Source organism: uncultured Dokdonia sp. (assembly GCF_947492815.1).
In the GTDB taxonomy this organism is placed as follows: Bacteria; Bacteroidota; Bacteroidia; order Flavobacteriales; family Flavobacteriaceae; genus Dokdonia.
Genome location: NZ_CANLOB010000020.1, coordinates 26,053 through 39,657, shown reverse-complemented (window position 1 = coordinate 39,657; position 13,605 = coordinate 26,053). Strand labels below are relative to the sequence as shown.

11 protein-coding genes are annotated in these 13,605 nt (G+C 33.4%); 5 read left to right on the top strand and 6 right to left on the bottom strand.

The annotated features are described in order from the left end of the window. Window positions 1–43: 43 nt before the first annotated feature. The gene (locus Q1A01_RS16465) at window positions 44–202 is read right to left on the bottom strand and encodes a hypothetical protein (RefSeq protein ID WP_299683185.1); all 159 of its coding nucleotides are present in this window, start codon (window positions 200–202) and stop codon (window positions 44–46) included. A gap of 380 nt (window positions 203–582) precedes the next feature. Between Q1A01_RS16465 and Q1A01_RS16460 the strand changes: the two genes are divergently transcribed. Beyond that, a complete protein-coding gene (locus Q1A01_RS16460; protein WP_299683184.1) occupies window positions 583–1,005 on the top strand; it encodes a hypothetical protein in 423 nt (140 codons plus the stop codon). A gap of 174 nt (window positions 1,006–1,179) precedes the next feature. On the opposite strand, the gene Q1A01_RS16455 is transcribed toward Q1A01_RS16460, so the two are convergent. Beyond that, entirely contained in the window at window positions 1,180–1,389 is a 210-nt protein-coding gene (locus Q1A01_RS16455) for a hypothetical protein (RefSeq protein ID WP_299683183.1), read from the bottom strand. 171 nt (window positions 1,390–1,560) lie between these two features. Between Q1A01_RS16455 and Q1A01_RS16450 the strand changes: the two genes are divergently transcribed. The 4 genes from Q1A01_RS16450 (at window position 1,561) to Q1A01_RS16435 (ending at window position 10,199) form a co-directional block, all read left to right on the top strand. Then, complete coding sequence (locus Q1A01_RS16450) at window positions 1,561–2,874, top strand: M20/M25/M40 family metallo-hydrolase (RefSeq protein WP_299683182.1); 1,314 nt, start codon at window positions 1,561–1,563, stop codon at window positions 2,872–2,874. A gap of 103 nt (window positions 2,875–2,977) precedes the next feature. Continuing rightward, a complete protein-coding gene (locus Q1A01_RS16445; RefSeq protein ID WP_299683181.1) occupies window positions 2,978–6,289 on the top strand; it encodes a hypothetical protein in 3,312 nt (1,103 codons plus the stop codon). A gap of 1 nt (window position 6,290) precedes the next feature. Continuing rightward, entirely contained in the window at window positions 6,291–8,216 is a 1,926-nt protein-coding gene (locus Q1A01_RS16440; RefSeq protein WP_299683180.1) for a transglutaminase domain-containing protein, read from the top strand. 12 nt (window positions 8,217–8,228) lie between these two features. Next, on the top strand, window positions 8,229–10,199 hold the full coding sequence (locus Q1A01_RS16435) for a DUF3857 domain-containing protein (protein WP_299683179.1): 1,971 nt from the start codon (window positions 8,229–8,231) through the stop codon (window positions 10,197–10,199). 2 nt (window positions 10,200–10,201) lie between these two features. Here Q1A01_RS16435 and Q1A01_RS16430 read toward each other — a convergent pair whose 3' ends face one another. From Q1A01_RS16430 to Q1A01_RS16415, 4 genes are all read right to left on the bottom strand, one after another. Continuing rightward, window positions 10,202–12,130, bottom strand: coding sequence for a right-handed parallel beta-helix repeat-containing protein (locus Q1A01_RS16430; RefSeq protein ID WP_299683178.1), 1,929 nt, complete (start codon window positions 12,128–12,130; stop codon window positions 10,202–10,204). Window positions 12,131–12,155: 25 nt separating this feature from the next. Continuing rightward, entirely contained in the window at window positions 12,156–12,695 is a 540-nt protein-coding gene (gene msrA / locus Q1A01_RS16425) for a peptide-methionine (S)-S-oxide reductase MsrA (protein ID WP_299683176.1), read from the bottom strand. Next, window positions 12,688–13,110, bottom strand: coding sequence for a DUF2452 domain-containing protein (locus Q1A01_RS16420; RefSeq protein ID WP_299683174.1), 423 nt, complete (start codon window positions 13,108–13,110; stop codon window positions 12,688–12,690). Before Q1A01_RS16420 ends, msrA begins: the two co-directional genes overlap by 8 nt. 152 nt (window positions 13,111–13,262) lie before the next feature. After that, the gene (locus Q1A01_RS16415; RefSeq protein ID WP_299683172.1) at window positions 13,263–13,562 is read right to left on the bottom strand and encodes a TIGR03643 family protein; all 300 of its coding nucleotides are present in this window, start codon (window positions 13,560–13,562) and stop codon (window positions 13,263–13,265) included. Window positions 13,563–13,605: the final 43 nt, after the last annotated feature.

Genomic DNA, 13,605 nt, shown 5'->3' with positions numbered 1-13,605 from the left:
AAAGGATGCAAAAGCTTCTTTTGCATCCTTTTCTATAAATAAATTATCCGTTTTCTTCTTCTTCTCCTTCTCCACCTCCTATTTCACCATCTTCCCCTTCTGTTGCTTGTACTTTAAACTCTTCAGATATAGGTTGTGGATCACATGAAGTACACACTATACTCCCAAAAACTACGGCTATTAAAAATAACTTTCTCATCATTTTAAAAATTTTGAAATTTGAAAAAGGAGTGCCTGTCCGAGACGATCTCAGAGATACCGTACGGGTTCTAGATTCCCGTTATTCACGTATGAATGCTCCTAGTTTAGAAAGTTGAAATCCGTAATACAGTTACTCATGGTAACTTTCTAACCGTCCTAAAGAAGACTGTTTTACGGGTTCCCGTAAGAAGTAGTTTTGTACAATTGTTAAGTTAGCAACTCATAACAACAACCAATCCCTGACACAAAGAAAATAGAAGCTTAAAAAAGTATTGCAGACAGAATACAGACACGTTTCAGACAAATTATAGATATCAATAAATACAGGCAATACCAAGACATCAAGTCTGGTATTTGTCTAAAGTATAATTCCTTATCCCTATGAATCACGAGCAAATAAAAAGGATCGTCCAAGAAGTCTTTGAAAAAGCAAAAAAAGGAAGTGTATCTCATTCTAAATATGCTTTAGCAAAACAAGTAGTAAAAGAAATACACCATTTAAACCCTAAAACTTTAGAGAGGGCCTATTCAAGGTACATTGAAAAAAACAATGCCGTAAGTGCTCCTAATCCAGACACTGTACGTTTTTTTTGTAAGTATATTGGGTATACCGACTATGAAGAGTATATGCGCAAAAAATCATTATCTAAAATCACTGGAATACATAAGAGAAAGTCTAAAGAAAGGGGGATAGATGACTTGGAAAAAAATGGAAAGATTAAAAAAAAGTATACCTGGTCACTTACATTAAAAATTGTATTCGTATTTATGGCAATTATAGCTATCACCAACTACCTTCATTAAAAAGAAAAGCATACTAAAACAAGGCTTCTATTATTCAAACAACATTACTACACGATATACAATAAAATTATTTTAGCATTAAAAACACGCTTTCGCGAAAGCGTATAAATAGATAGTTTTGAAAAAAAAAGACACTATATAACGTCTTTTGTATAGAAGAGTAATCTATCAAAATTAACAATCTACATCTGATACACGCCGAGATTCCCCAGGACAATCACGATGACATGCTAATTTTAAAATTTCTAAAGAACCTTGTTTATTTTGAAGTACACAACCACAGCAAAGTTGATCTCCATTAGGAAAACGTAAGCCTGCTGTTATTTTCTTTTGTTGCTTTGAGGTAAGCGCTTCTGCTCCATTTAAATGTATTAGCTTTTTCATAATGACACCTTTTTTCTATCTATAAATATATTCATTCTAAATTGTTACACACTATAAATCAGGCATTTTATGTTTATTTTAAAACAAAAGGTATTCAAATTCTTAAAAAGAACGAATACGATCCTTTTTTTAGGATTCCGTACCTTGTGATACGATCAACGCTTTATCAGTATGTTTTTATCTCGTTTTATAGTCCCTTTAGTCATTATTGGGATGCTGTTTCAATCCGCTTTCGCGAAAGCGCAACAACTTTCAAAACCCGAGCAACAACTCATTGCACAGGTCTCTAAAAATAACCCAGAAGCCATTCAGTTTTTGGAAGACGTTGTAAATATTAATAGTGGTACACTACATCTAGAAGGTGTAAAAGAAGTAGGAACTGTATTTACGAAAGCATTTCAAAATATTGGATTTGATACACAATGGATCACAATGCCTCCAGAAATGAATCGCGCTGGACACTTATTTGCCACGACAAAAGGCACTAAAGGAAAACGTTTATTACTAATAGGTCATTTAGATACCGTATTTGAAAAAGATAGCGAATTTCAACAATTTGAAATGATCAATGACTCTATTGCAAAAGGTCCTGGAGCCAATGATATGAAAGGCGGAAATGTAGTAGTATTGTATGCTTTAAAAGCGTTACATGAATCAGGATTATTAAAAGACGCACAAATAACAGTTGCTTTTACAGGAGATGAAGAAAGTACTGGAAAACCGATAAGTATTAGTAGAAAATCATTGATAGATGCAGCAAAACAAAGTGATATTGCCTTAGGATTTGAAACCTCAACAGGCTTTGATAATGCAACAGTTGCTCGTAGAGGCTCTTCAAATTGGAATGTAACAGTCACTGGAAAACGAGCACACTCTTCTGGTATTTTTAGTGAGTATACAGGAGCAGGAGCTAATTTTGAATTGGCACGAATCTTACACCAATTTTATACAGATGTAAAAGGCGAAGAACTACTAACTTTCAATCCAGGGATGATGTTAGGAGGCACAACACTAGATTTACAAGCACAAGAAAGTAAAGGAACTATTTTCGGAAAAGGGAATGTAGTGGCGCAAACGGCATATGCACAAGGTGGTTTACGATTTATTTCTGAAGATCAAAAAGAACGAGCGCGTGCTAAAATGCGAGAAATTGTTGCTAATAATCTCCCTAAAACAAGTGCCAAGGTAGAATTTCAAGATAGTTATCCTGCGATGAAACCCACTCCAGAAAACTATGAATTATTAGAAATTTTAAGTCAAGTAAGTCAGGACTTAGGACAGCCAAAAGTAGAAGGATATGACCCAGGTAAAAGAGGCGCTGCCGATGTTTCCTTTGTAGCTGCATATGTTGCTTGTCTTGATGGACTAGGAACTATGGGAACAGGCGCTCATACACCATCAGAAACTGTAAACCTAAATACCATTGAAATGCTTACACAACGTACCGCTATTTTAATTTATAGATTAATTAATCAATCCCGATAATTATAATAGTTTTTAATAACATAGCATTGTATTAAAATGATGTTATTTATTGATTACAAATTAGGTTTTTTTAGTATTTTGAACATTCTATCAATATTTTACAATGATCAAAAACTATATTTTCTTTTCTCTCTTCCTATTCCTTTTTGTAAACGTAACCGCTCAAGAAAAAATCTCTTATGAAAGTGGCACCGAACTCATTAAAAAGTTTTCCGAATTAATTGAGCAAGAAAAAGTAGATGATGCCATTGCTATTTTAAAAAAGATAAGTCCCAATGACTCTCTTTATAATGACTCTTTTGTAACCCTATCGTATTATCAAATTACACAAGAAAAATACAAAGATGCCATCGCTACTATAGATAAAGGCTTACAACTAGAAGGATACACAAGCACTAGAGTAGGCTTCTATATGAACAAAGGGATTTGCTATGAAAAATTAGAATCTTATGATCTTGCTAAGAAAACATATCTAAAAGGACTAGAAGAGTTTCCTAGAAATCATGAATTACAAAATAACTTATCTATTATAAATCTAAAACTAGAAGAACCTCAAGAAGCTTTTGAAAACTTACTATTTGCAATCGAAGCAAGTCCTCTTTATGAAAACACCATGCTTCGCCTCGCAAATATGTATAGACACCAAAATAAGAAAGCACAAGCACTGCTATTGTATAACTTATATCTTCTATTTGCCCCTGACAATGAAAACTCATTTGCCGTTTTAAAAATGGCTAATGACATGGTTAGCGGAAATGGAAAAGCTGAAGGCAAACCATTTTCAATCACTCCAGACGACGATCTTTTTGAGAATCAAAACCTGATTATAGAAAGTGAAATTGCCCTTCAAAAAGAATATGAAGTTCCTAATGATATAAATATTGGCTTTGCAAGGCAAACACATGCACTACTTACACAATTAAAGGAAGAACCTTTTGAAGGCACATCTGTTTTATGGGGTCAAAAAATCATTCCTTTTTTTAATTGGGTTAATGAAAATGATCATTTTGATGCCTTATCCTATACCACTGCATACACTATCGAAAATGAAGATTACAAAAAAATTATCTCAAAAAAGACAGAAGATATTAAAGAATTCCTTCCGCTTGCTTATAAAAAATGGATTGATCTTGTTGGAGAGAACAACATAAAAGAACATAATGGCAAAAAAGAAACCATTAATTATAAGTATTCAGAGGGGGTTATCAATAGTGAAGGTGCTACCATAAATGGAGGCACCCCTGTAGGGAAATGGGTATACTACGATACTTCAGGAAGAATTATTGCTAGAGGAAATTTTGTAGATGGAGAACGTGATGGCACATGGAAATGGTATCACGAAAATGGAAAATTAAAAGAGGAAGGCTCTTATAAAAAAGGATTAGAACAAGGAGTTTATAATTTTTATCACGATAATGGAAACAGAAGCCTTACGGTAACATTTAAAGACGGAAAATTAGAAGGCTCTTATGACTCTTATACAATCTATGGAGGACCTTTAGAAAAACGCACCTACAAAAATGGAGTGATGAATGGTGTAAGACAACACTTTCATGAGGCAGATAAGAGTCTTGTAAAATATGAATATACCATGAAGAACGATGCGTATGATGGCCTTTTTAAAGAATACTATGCAAATGGAGTATTAGCACAAGAAATGACATTTAAAAACGGTGTAAAACAAGGGGCAGAAAAAACATACCATGCCAATGGAAAATTAGCTTCAGAAGCTACAAGTAAAGACGGAGAATATGAAGGCATCTATAAGACATATCATACTTCTGGAAAATTAAAATCTACTGGAATCTATAAAAAAGGAATCAATAATGGTGCTTGGAAAAGTTATTTTTCAAATGAAGTACTAAGTGAAGAAGCGGTCTATGAAAATGGGAAGTTAAATGGCCCATATATGTCTTATAATAGGGAAGGAGCATTAGAAAACAGCTTCGTATACCGTAACGGATTGATCAAGGAATATACTTATTATGCCAAAGATGGCACAGTCATTGAAACTCAAAAGAAAAAAAGCGGTGATTTGAACTATAAAGGTTTTATGGCAGACGGCACACTTATTACAGAAGGACTATATGATGTCAAGGGCGGAAAAATGGGGCCTTGGATATATTACAATACATATGGCTCTATTAGAGATCAAACCACATATACAGAAAACCTAGCACAAGGACAATCTAAGGTGTTTTATGCAAATGGAAAATTACAAGATGACAATACCTATAAAGATGATATCGTTATAGGTTATGGAGCCTCTTATTATCCTTTTGGACAAATAAGAACACAAGGATATTATAATGAAGAAGGGTATAAAGACGGCTTTTGGCATTCTTACTATCCTGATGGAACACTAAAATCAGAAACCTATTATCATAAAGGAGCATATAATGGAACACAAAAAAATTATGCCCCTAATGGGAAATTAGAAAGTGAAACCACCTACTCATTTGATACATTACTCAACGAAGTATACTATGATAAAAGCGGGAAAATCATACAAAAGATAGATCGTTTTGATTCTGAGTTAAATGAAATCATCTATTATTATGATTCTGGAGATATACGATCAAAGAGTTCCTATGCAAATGGTGTTTTACACGGAACATATACCTCATATGATTTTTATGGAAATCTACAGGCAGAAGCTACGTATGTAAATAATGAATTGGATGGTGTATTAAAAGTATATTATCCAGACGGCACCATAAAATCAGAAAGAAATTATATACTAGGAAATTTAAATGGCACCTATAAAAATTACTTTGAAAATGGACAATTAGAAGATCTTTTTATATATGAAAATGGAAAAGTACAGGAAACTTCAGAAGAATATAATGAAGCAGGAGTTAAGATAGGTGAAGTATCTTATGTAAATGATGAACTACATGGTCCTCGTAAATTTTATGGAAAAGAAAAAGGTACCTTACAACTGATTCGATTTTATAATCAAGGGAAGTTAATAGGATATAGTTATCTTGATAAAGAAGGAAAAGAACTTCCAATGGTCGCTTTATCTAATGGCACAGGAAAAATAATATCCTATTATCCTAATGGAAAAGTGGCTAGAGAGATGACCTATGAAAAAGGAAACTTGCAGGGAGCATATAAGGCATACTATGAAAATGGAAATCTAGAACGAAAGCATATAAATGTGGATGACGAATATAACGGCACGGCATACACGTATTATCCTAATGGTACTGTAAAATCAGAAATCCAATATATACATGGATATAGACAAGGTATAGCAAAAAACTATTATCCTAATGGAAACATTAAAGAAGAAGCTACTTACAGAAACGATGAACGTTCTGGAGACACGCACTATTATAATGAGCAAGGCAAAAAAACAAAGACAGAACACTATTTTGACGAAGAGATCGTTACATCACAAACTTTTTAATATGAGATACACTAGTATTATAGTATTCATATGTATACTAAGCATTACTTCTTTTGGTAATGCCCAAGAGTCACCAGAATTTATAAAATATAAGAACGCATATCCAGATGAGTATTTAGCAAGACTCACCTCTGAACGACATATTGATATTTCACTCGATAATGACCAAATAAAAATATCACAAACAATAGAAGAAGAAGATCTTTTATTAAACGAAACAGCGCAATTCGCAACAGAAGAATCTGTTGAGTATTCTTCTTTTTTCCTTCTAGATAAAATTGAAGCAGCCTCCCTAATCTACGATGGGAAAAAATATCGCGAATATGAAGTAACCGATTTTGTGAATAAAGATGAGTTAAGTGAGTCTTTTTATGACGATACTAAATCTGTGAATTTCCTATATCCAAAACTACAACAAGGAGCTATAAAAAAGCTTAACTATACAACATCTATTACTAATCCTAGGTTTTTATCTCCTGTATATTTTGGAAATGTATACCCACTTATTAATCAAAAAGTCGAAATTATTGTCGATAAAAATATCAACTTACGCTTTCAGAAATTCAATATGGAAGGGGTTGATATACGCTTTCGCGAAAGCGAAAAAAGGGGCAGAAAAATATATACTTGGGAATTAGAAAATCAAGAAGCATACGACCTGGAAAGTAATGGCCCAAGCCCTAAAAAAATATTACCTCATATCATCCCTATCATCTCTTCCTACGAAAATAAAAACAAAGAAATCCCTGTGTTAAATGGTGTAAAAGACCTTTATGACTGGTATTACTCTTTAGTAAAAGATATTAATCAGGAAGAACTAGACGATGAGTTAGTGACGATCACAAATAACCTTATTGCCTCTAAAACATCAGAAATAGATAAAGTAAAAGCGATTTATTATTGGGTGCAAGAAAACATAAAATATATTGATTTTGAATATGCATTAGGAGGATTTATACCTAGAGATGCAAATACTGTTTTTCAAAAGAAATTTGGTGACTGTAAAGACAATTCTAGTATTCTTAAAGAGATGTTTAAAATAGCCGATATTAAGGGAAGCCTTACTTGGTTAGGGACTAGAAGTATTCCGTATAGTTATGAAGACGTTCCTACGCCAGCGGCAGATAATCATATGATTCTCACATATGAAAATGAAGGAGAAACTTATTTTCTAGATGCTACAGGAAGATACTTGCCATTAGAAATCCCTTCTTCTTTTATACAAGGAAAAGAAGCCCTTATAGAAAACGGCGAAGGTGATTATAAAATCGTAAAAGTTCCTGTAGTAGCAGCAGATCAAAACCTTTATAATGATGTTGTAAACATCAAACTAGACGGAACATCTATCAAAGGAGATGGGACATTGACTCTTACAGGGTATCAAAAATCAAATACCTTTAATTATATAGAAAATAGAGATACTCAAGAAAAACTATTGGAGTATTACAATGGTTTTTTACGAAAAGGGAGTAATCGATTCTTAATAGAAAGCTTTGAAGAAAAGAATAAATATAGTTACGAAAAGCCATTTGAAGTAGACTATAATTTTACGATCAAAGATTATGCACAATCATTAAGTGATGAGGTTTTTATAAATTTAAACCTCTACAAAAATTCTATCAATGCATATAAGATAAAGAACGACAGAAAAACAGATATTGAATTCAAGTATAGATCTGAAGATAGTATCACTGTTATCTTTGAAATTCCAGAAGGCAAAGAAGTATCCTACCTTCCTGAAGACGTTGCGATAGATAATGATTTTATGAGTGCTTCTATTTCATACAAAAGGGAAGGGTCAAAAATCATTTATACACATGCATACAAAACAAAAAAGCTGATCCTTGAAAAAGAAACTCATGAAGCTTTTAGAAAATCACTCAAAAAAATAAACAAAGCTTTTAAAGAAGTTGTGGTTCTTAAATAAATATCAAAGTAGATGAAAAAGCATATTATAGTAATAGTTACTCTATTATCATCATTAGTTTCTAGTGCACAAAATTTAGTGCACACCTCATATAGTTGGGATCAAAACCCTACCTATTCAATCGCACAAGAAGATAAAGATTTAGACATGGTAGGTCTAAAAGATTATAGGGTTGTAGAATTTGGATTTGAAAATGAAAATGAATTTTACCAATACGATATTATTCACAAAGTATTATGGTTAAATTCAGATGATAGAATTGAACGGTTTAATAGAATTTACCTTCCGTATCGATCAGATTCTGAGTTGTTACGTAGTCAAGCTCGTGTAGTTTCTGCAAATGGAACGGTACAAGAACTTGATGATTCTAAAATTTTTACAGCAACAGATGAAACTACAAATAGAACCATAAAATATTACGCTTTAGAAGGTATTGAAAAAGGTGGTTTTATAGAATACCTCTATATCATTAAAAAGGTAGCAAAATACAAAGGGCAATACCTTAGGCTGCAAGAGAATTATAAGATTAAGGATTCTAAATTTGAACTATATGCTCCAGAGAATTTGGTCTTTAAGGTCTATCCTATAAACAGTGATCAAGCAGCAGCAGAAGACACTGGAGTTGAGGGCAAACAGCATCTCATTGTCCAAAATTATGATCTTCCTGAATTAGAATCAGAAGACTTATCGGCTGTAGAAGCCATGAAACAAGCGATCATTTATAAACTAGATAGCAACAAAGCGACAGGTGCAAGTGGTTTTAGTTCCTATAGTGACATTGCTAAAAATGTACATAATTTTGTAAACGCTGCATTAGAAAAAAAGGAAGTTTCTAAAGTCAAAAAATTTATACAAGAAGCTGCTATTGATCCTAATGGAGATGATGAATCAAAAATAAGAACACTTGAAAATCATATTAAAAACTCTATTTATATTACAAATACTGGAGGAGAACAGCTTTCTGATCTCAGTTTTGTTATAGAAAATAAAGCTGCCGACGAGACTGGAGCTATCCGTTTATTTACAAGTTCGTTAAAAGAACTAGGTATTCCTTTTGAAGTAGTACTGACCTGCGATCGAACTGAAATGAAATTTGATCCAGACATAGAAGCCTTAAATTTTCTTCAAGACTATCTATTATATTTTCCAACAACAAAAAAATATATAGCACCTGGAAAACAAGAAAACAGGTATGGCTTTCCTCCTTTTGAATATACAGACACCTACGGTCTTTTTGTAAAAGAAGTAAAACTTGGAAAGCTGAGTTCCGGAGTAGGAAAAGTAAAGTATATCGAATCTCCAGATGCTGCTGCTTCTGTAGATGAGATGACCTATAAAGTTACGTTTGACCCAGAAGATCTCACAGAAGTAAGTATCGATTTTGATCATGCTATAAGTGGTTATAATGCTTCATTCATACACCCATTTATGAATCTTGTAAATGACGAAAACAAAGAAGAGTTTTATGAAGAGTTCATCAAGAGAATGGGAGATGATCTTACAATAGATTCTAAAGAAATTTTCAATGAAGCTCCTGAAAATTTTGGAATCAATCCGCTACGCATCAAAGCAGCTATTTCTAGTAGTGCATTTACAGATAAAGCCGGTCCAAAATACCTATTTAAATTAGGAGAGCTTATAGGTCCTCAATTGGAAATGTATCAAGAAAAGAAACGCCAGTTACCTGTTGAAAATACCTTTAGAAAAACATATTTACGTACCATAGAAATCACCATACCAGATGGGTATGAAATTAATAACCTAGACGATATCAACATCTCTAATCGCTATGAAAAAGATGGAAAAGATATCATGAATTTTATCTCTTCATATACAAAAGAAGGAAATAAGATTATTATAACTGCAAATGAAATCTACGATCAAAATATTCTTCCTGTAGAATTATATGAGGAATACAGAACTGTGATCAACAGTGCTGCAGATTTTAACAAGGTAACATTGATTTTAGAGCCTACTAAATAAGACTATTTTTCTTGCCAACGTAAGATGATAACTTTAGAGCCCATACGTGCTACATCAGAAGCAGTATGGGTTTTTAACTCTATAGAGTTTGCAAATATTCCTGTATCAGTCACAACAGTCCAGTAAACAGTTCCATTATTTAAAACAATCCCTATCACATCGCCATCCTGTATGGTACTATTTGATACTGCTACTTTTACTTTTGAGGATACTCCATCCCATTCACTCGTCAGTTTTGTTTCTACTCTATACGTAACTTCCCAACCAGTCACAGGAATATTGGCATTAGCATTCAACACAAATGTTCCCATAGGATAATCCGTATGTTCTGGCGGCGTACTACTTGAAAAGCAATCTTTAAGCTCTGTAGATGTTGATTGATCATAAATGGTGCCCCAATTAAACCCTGTAAATTGATTTGCTTCAATCTTATTATAAGAAGGAGTATTTTCTACTATTTTTCCATTCACTCGTAATCGGTGTGTTTTTACAGAAATACCATAAAAATCAGAAGGCCTATTTCTTATTGAAAATGGCATTTTTAAGACATCTTTGTTTTCAGAAACTTTTGTGATTGGACTACTTTTTAAGTCATTATCCTTAATACTATTATGGCTACTTAAACCTGTTATTAAAATTCCTCCATAGGGAATATTGTTGTATATAAGATTGCGACGCAATGCATTATCCTCGCATAGATTATCTGAAATCAGACCATCTTTCACATATGAAAATGCGATCCCAAAAGAATTATTTCTACTAGCTGTATTATGAGATACAATGACTTTTTCACTTCGCTCAATAGAAAACCCTAAGTCTCCAGAATTTCTTGCGATATTATTTAAACAACGTAAATTATATATGTCCTTTATACTATATAAATCGGCAGAGCCGCCATCAAAAAAACCATAATCAGGGCCTTCTATAACATTACCTTCTATCACAACATTGAGATGATGGTTTACCGGTTCATCATCATTACTTGCTAGCTCTTTGGTTCCACAGGTAAGGTATATTCCACTAGGAGCAAACCTTCCTTTACGCCACTCGGCATATTTTTTATAGTCTGGATCTGATGTGCCATTTACTAGAGAAAGATCTACAGCGCCCGTTTGTGCATCCCGAGTTAATACATCAAGCTCTTCTATAATAGAATCTCCTCTTCCTATGGTAATCGTATTGTTGCGTATCCATATATCTTCACTATAAGCCCTTTTATCTTCTGGGCTTGTTATAGCATTCCCCTGTATTCTGAGAGGGTTCTTAGTAAGTGTTCCTTCAAATGTATTATTTTCAATGTATACCTCCTTATTTCGTTTATCAAAACGTATCCCAAAATCACTTTCCTTAAACACACAATTATCTATACGTACTGAAGATGCATTCTGAAGAGCAATGCCCGTACCTCTTCGGTATGGGGCTCTAAAATTTACAAACTCACAAGATGCTATAGTGATATTTTGATTATCTGATCCATAACTTACAATGCCATTTGCCTTTCCATTTCCATCAAATCGAATATTACGAAACAATAGCTGCTTTTTAGAAGAAATGGCAACCATTTGCTTATCTGTATAAGTATCTGTACACTTTATGGTTGTCACTCCTTTAGGAGTATCAAAAGAGATCCGATCTTTCATTAAGAGTACACTAGAGATTTCTACAACCCTATTTTCAGGAAAAAGAATAATCCCACCTCCTGCCTTATGCGCATCCTGAATAGCCTGATTAATAGCCTTTGTATAATCATTTCCTTCTATAAGAGTACGATAACGCGTTGTTAAGTCGTATACATCTTGATTTGCAGGATAAGGCTCATTCATTGTTGGTATATTCTCTGTCGCTACAGGAATTAATGTGCTACTACAACTTATAGCTTGTAATAACACAACAAGTAATATAACGGTACTCGTTTTTGATATTCTAGACATCGTGTAAAGTATTATACTGTAATCTTTATGCTAGTAAATCACTATACAGCGCTTGCAATTTACGTACTTTAGGATCAATTATGACAGTACAGTAACCTTGACTACGGTTATTATTGTAGTAATCTTGATGATCTGCTTCTGCCTCATAAAATATAGGCAGTTCCGAAAGTTCTGTTACAATAGGGTCATCATAGTATTCTTGTACTATTTTTAGCACCTCTTCTGCTTGTGATTTTTGAGTCTCGTTATGATAAAAAATAACAGACCTATATTGCGTTCCTCTATCAGCTCCTTGACGGTTTAATGTTGTAGGATCATGTGTTGTCATAAACACAGTAAGTATTGCAACATAATCAATAACAGCAGGGTCAAAAGTAACCTGAATTACTTCTGCATGCCCAGTAAGTCCAGAACAGATTTCTCTATAGGTAGGCTTACCAGGGGCATTTCCACCTGCATATCCAGACACTACTGTTTCTACTCCTTTTAATCGTTGTATAACCGCTTCTACACACCAAAAACAGCCTCCTCCAAAAGTAGCTACCTCTTTTGTTGTATTACTCATAGTCTTTTTCGTTTTTATCAATTTTTAACCACACTTTATCAGTGTTAAGGGAAAATGTTCCTACAAAATCCCAATTACATTCTTCTGGTGAAATTAAAGATAAAAAAGGATTGCCATCTTTAGAACGATATAAATGATAAATTTCACCTACAATAGGTTCAAAAGAGAACTTGGCCGAATAAATAAGGTTATTGTATTCAAATTGCTCCATCATGGCTTCGTATTTTGCCTTTAAATCCTCATACTCTGTCTTAAATTGGTGGTTAACCTTATTAATATTTGTGTTTTTCCAAGTAGTTACGTCATCTGTGACAATAGCTGGAGCACCCAAATTGGTTGCATAGGGAGTTAATGCGGCATCATAACGACCTTTTTCTTCGTTATAGACAACTTGATCTGGTTTTTTCTTCGTCATATTCTTGTATCATTTCCGCGTATGTGGAAATCTCATTAATTAATATACTTTAAATAAAGTTTTTATTTTTTGGGCTGTGTATGCTTTCGTACTTCGACTAGCTCAGTATAAACTTCACTTTCGTGAAAGCGTATAAAAAACAGTTCCCTTAGTTATCTTCTTTTAGATATTTTATTGTGAGTAATCTGTTTTTGTCTACTGCATTTAAACCGCGCATCATCTACATCATACATGCGTTTTGCTTCGTGTTTAGTTTTACGCCCTTGCACACGTTTACGCCACATCCTGAAACTACTCTCTTTCATCTCGCGACGCATAAGTTCAATCACCTGTTGTTCTTTGATACCAAATTGCATTTTAATAGCATCAAACGTAGTGCGATCTTCCCATGCCATTTCTATGATACGATCTATTTCTCGTTCTGTAAATTCTGGTAAAATTTCTTTTTTCATCTTTTTTCATTTTCTACTTAGATTAACTATTCGTATGTCTACA

Excerpts from the sequence above, each read along its gene's own strand:
- Q1A01_RS16465 (WP_299683185.1), bottom strand. The coding sequence starts at position 202 with ATGATGAGAAAGTTATTTTTAATAGCCGTAGTTTTTGGGAGTATAGTG.
- Q1A01_RS16460 (WP_299683184.1), top strand. The coding sequence starts at position 583 with ATGAATCACGAGCAAATAAAAAGGATCGTCCAAGAAGTCTTTGAAAAA.
- Q1A01_RS16455 (WP_299683183.1), bottom strand. The coding sequence starts at position 1,389 with ATGAAAAAGCTAATACATTTAAATGGAGCAGAAGCGCTTACCTCAAAG.
- Q1A01_RS16450 (WP_299683182.1), top strand. The coding sequence starts at position 1,561 with ATGTTTTTATCTCGTTTTATAGTCCCTTTAGTCATTATTGGGATGCTG.
- Q1A01_RS16445 (WP_299683181.1), top strand. The coding sequence starts at position 2,978 with ATGATCAAAAACTATATTTTCTTTTCTCTCTTCCTATTCCTTTTTGTA.
- Q1A01_RS16440 (WP_299683180.1), top strand. The coding sequence starts at position 6,291 with ATGAGATACACTAGTATTATAGTATTCATATGTATACTAAGCATTACT.
- Q1A01_RS16435 (WP_299683179.1), top strand. The coding sequence starts at position 8,229 with ATGAAAAAGCATATTATAGTAATAGTTACTCTATTATCATCATTAGTT.
- Q1A01_RS16430 (WP_299683178.1), bottom strand. The coding sequence starts at position 12,130 with ATGTCTAGAATATCAAAAACGAGTACCGTTATATTACTTGTTGTGTTA.
- msrA (WP_299683176.1), bottom strand. The coding sequence starts at position 12,695 with ATGAGTAATACAACAAAAGAGGTAGCTACTTTTGGAGGAGGCTGTTTT.
- Q1A01_RS16420 (WP_299683174.1), bottom strand. The coding sequence starts at position 13,110 with ATGACGAAGAAAAAACCAGATCAAGTTGTCTATAACGAAGAAAAAGGT.
- Q1A01_RS16415 (WP_299683172.1), bottom strand. The coding sequence starts at position 13,562 with ATGAAAAAAGAAATTTTACCAGAATTTACAGAACGAGAAATAGATCGT.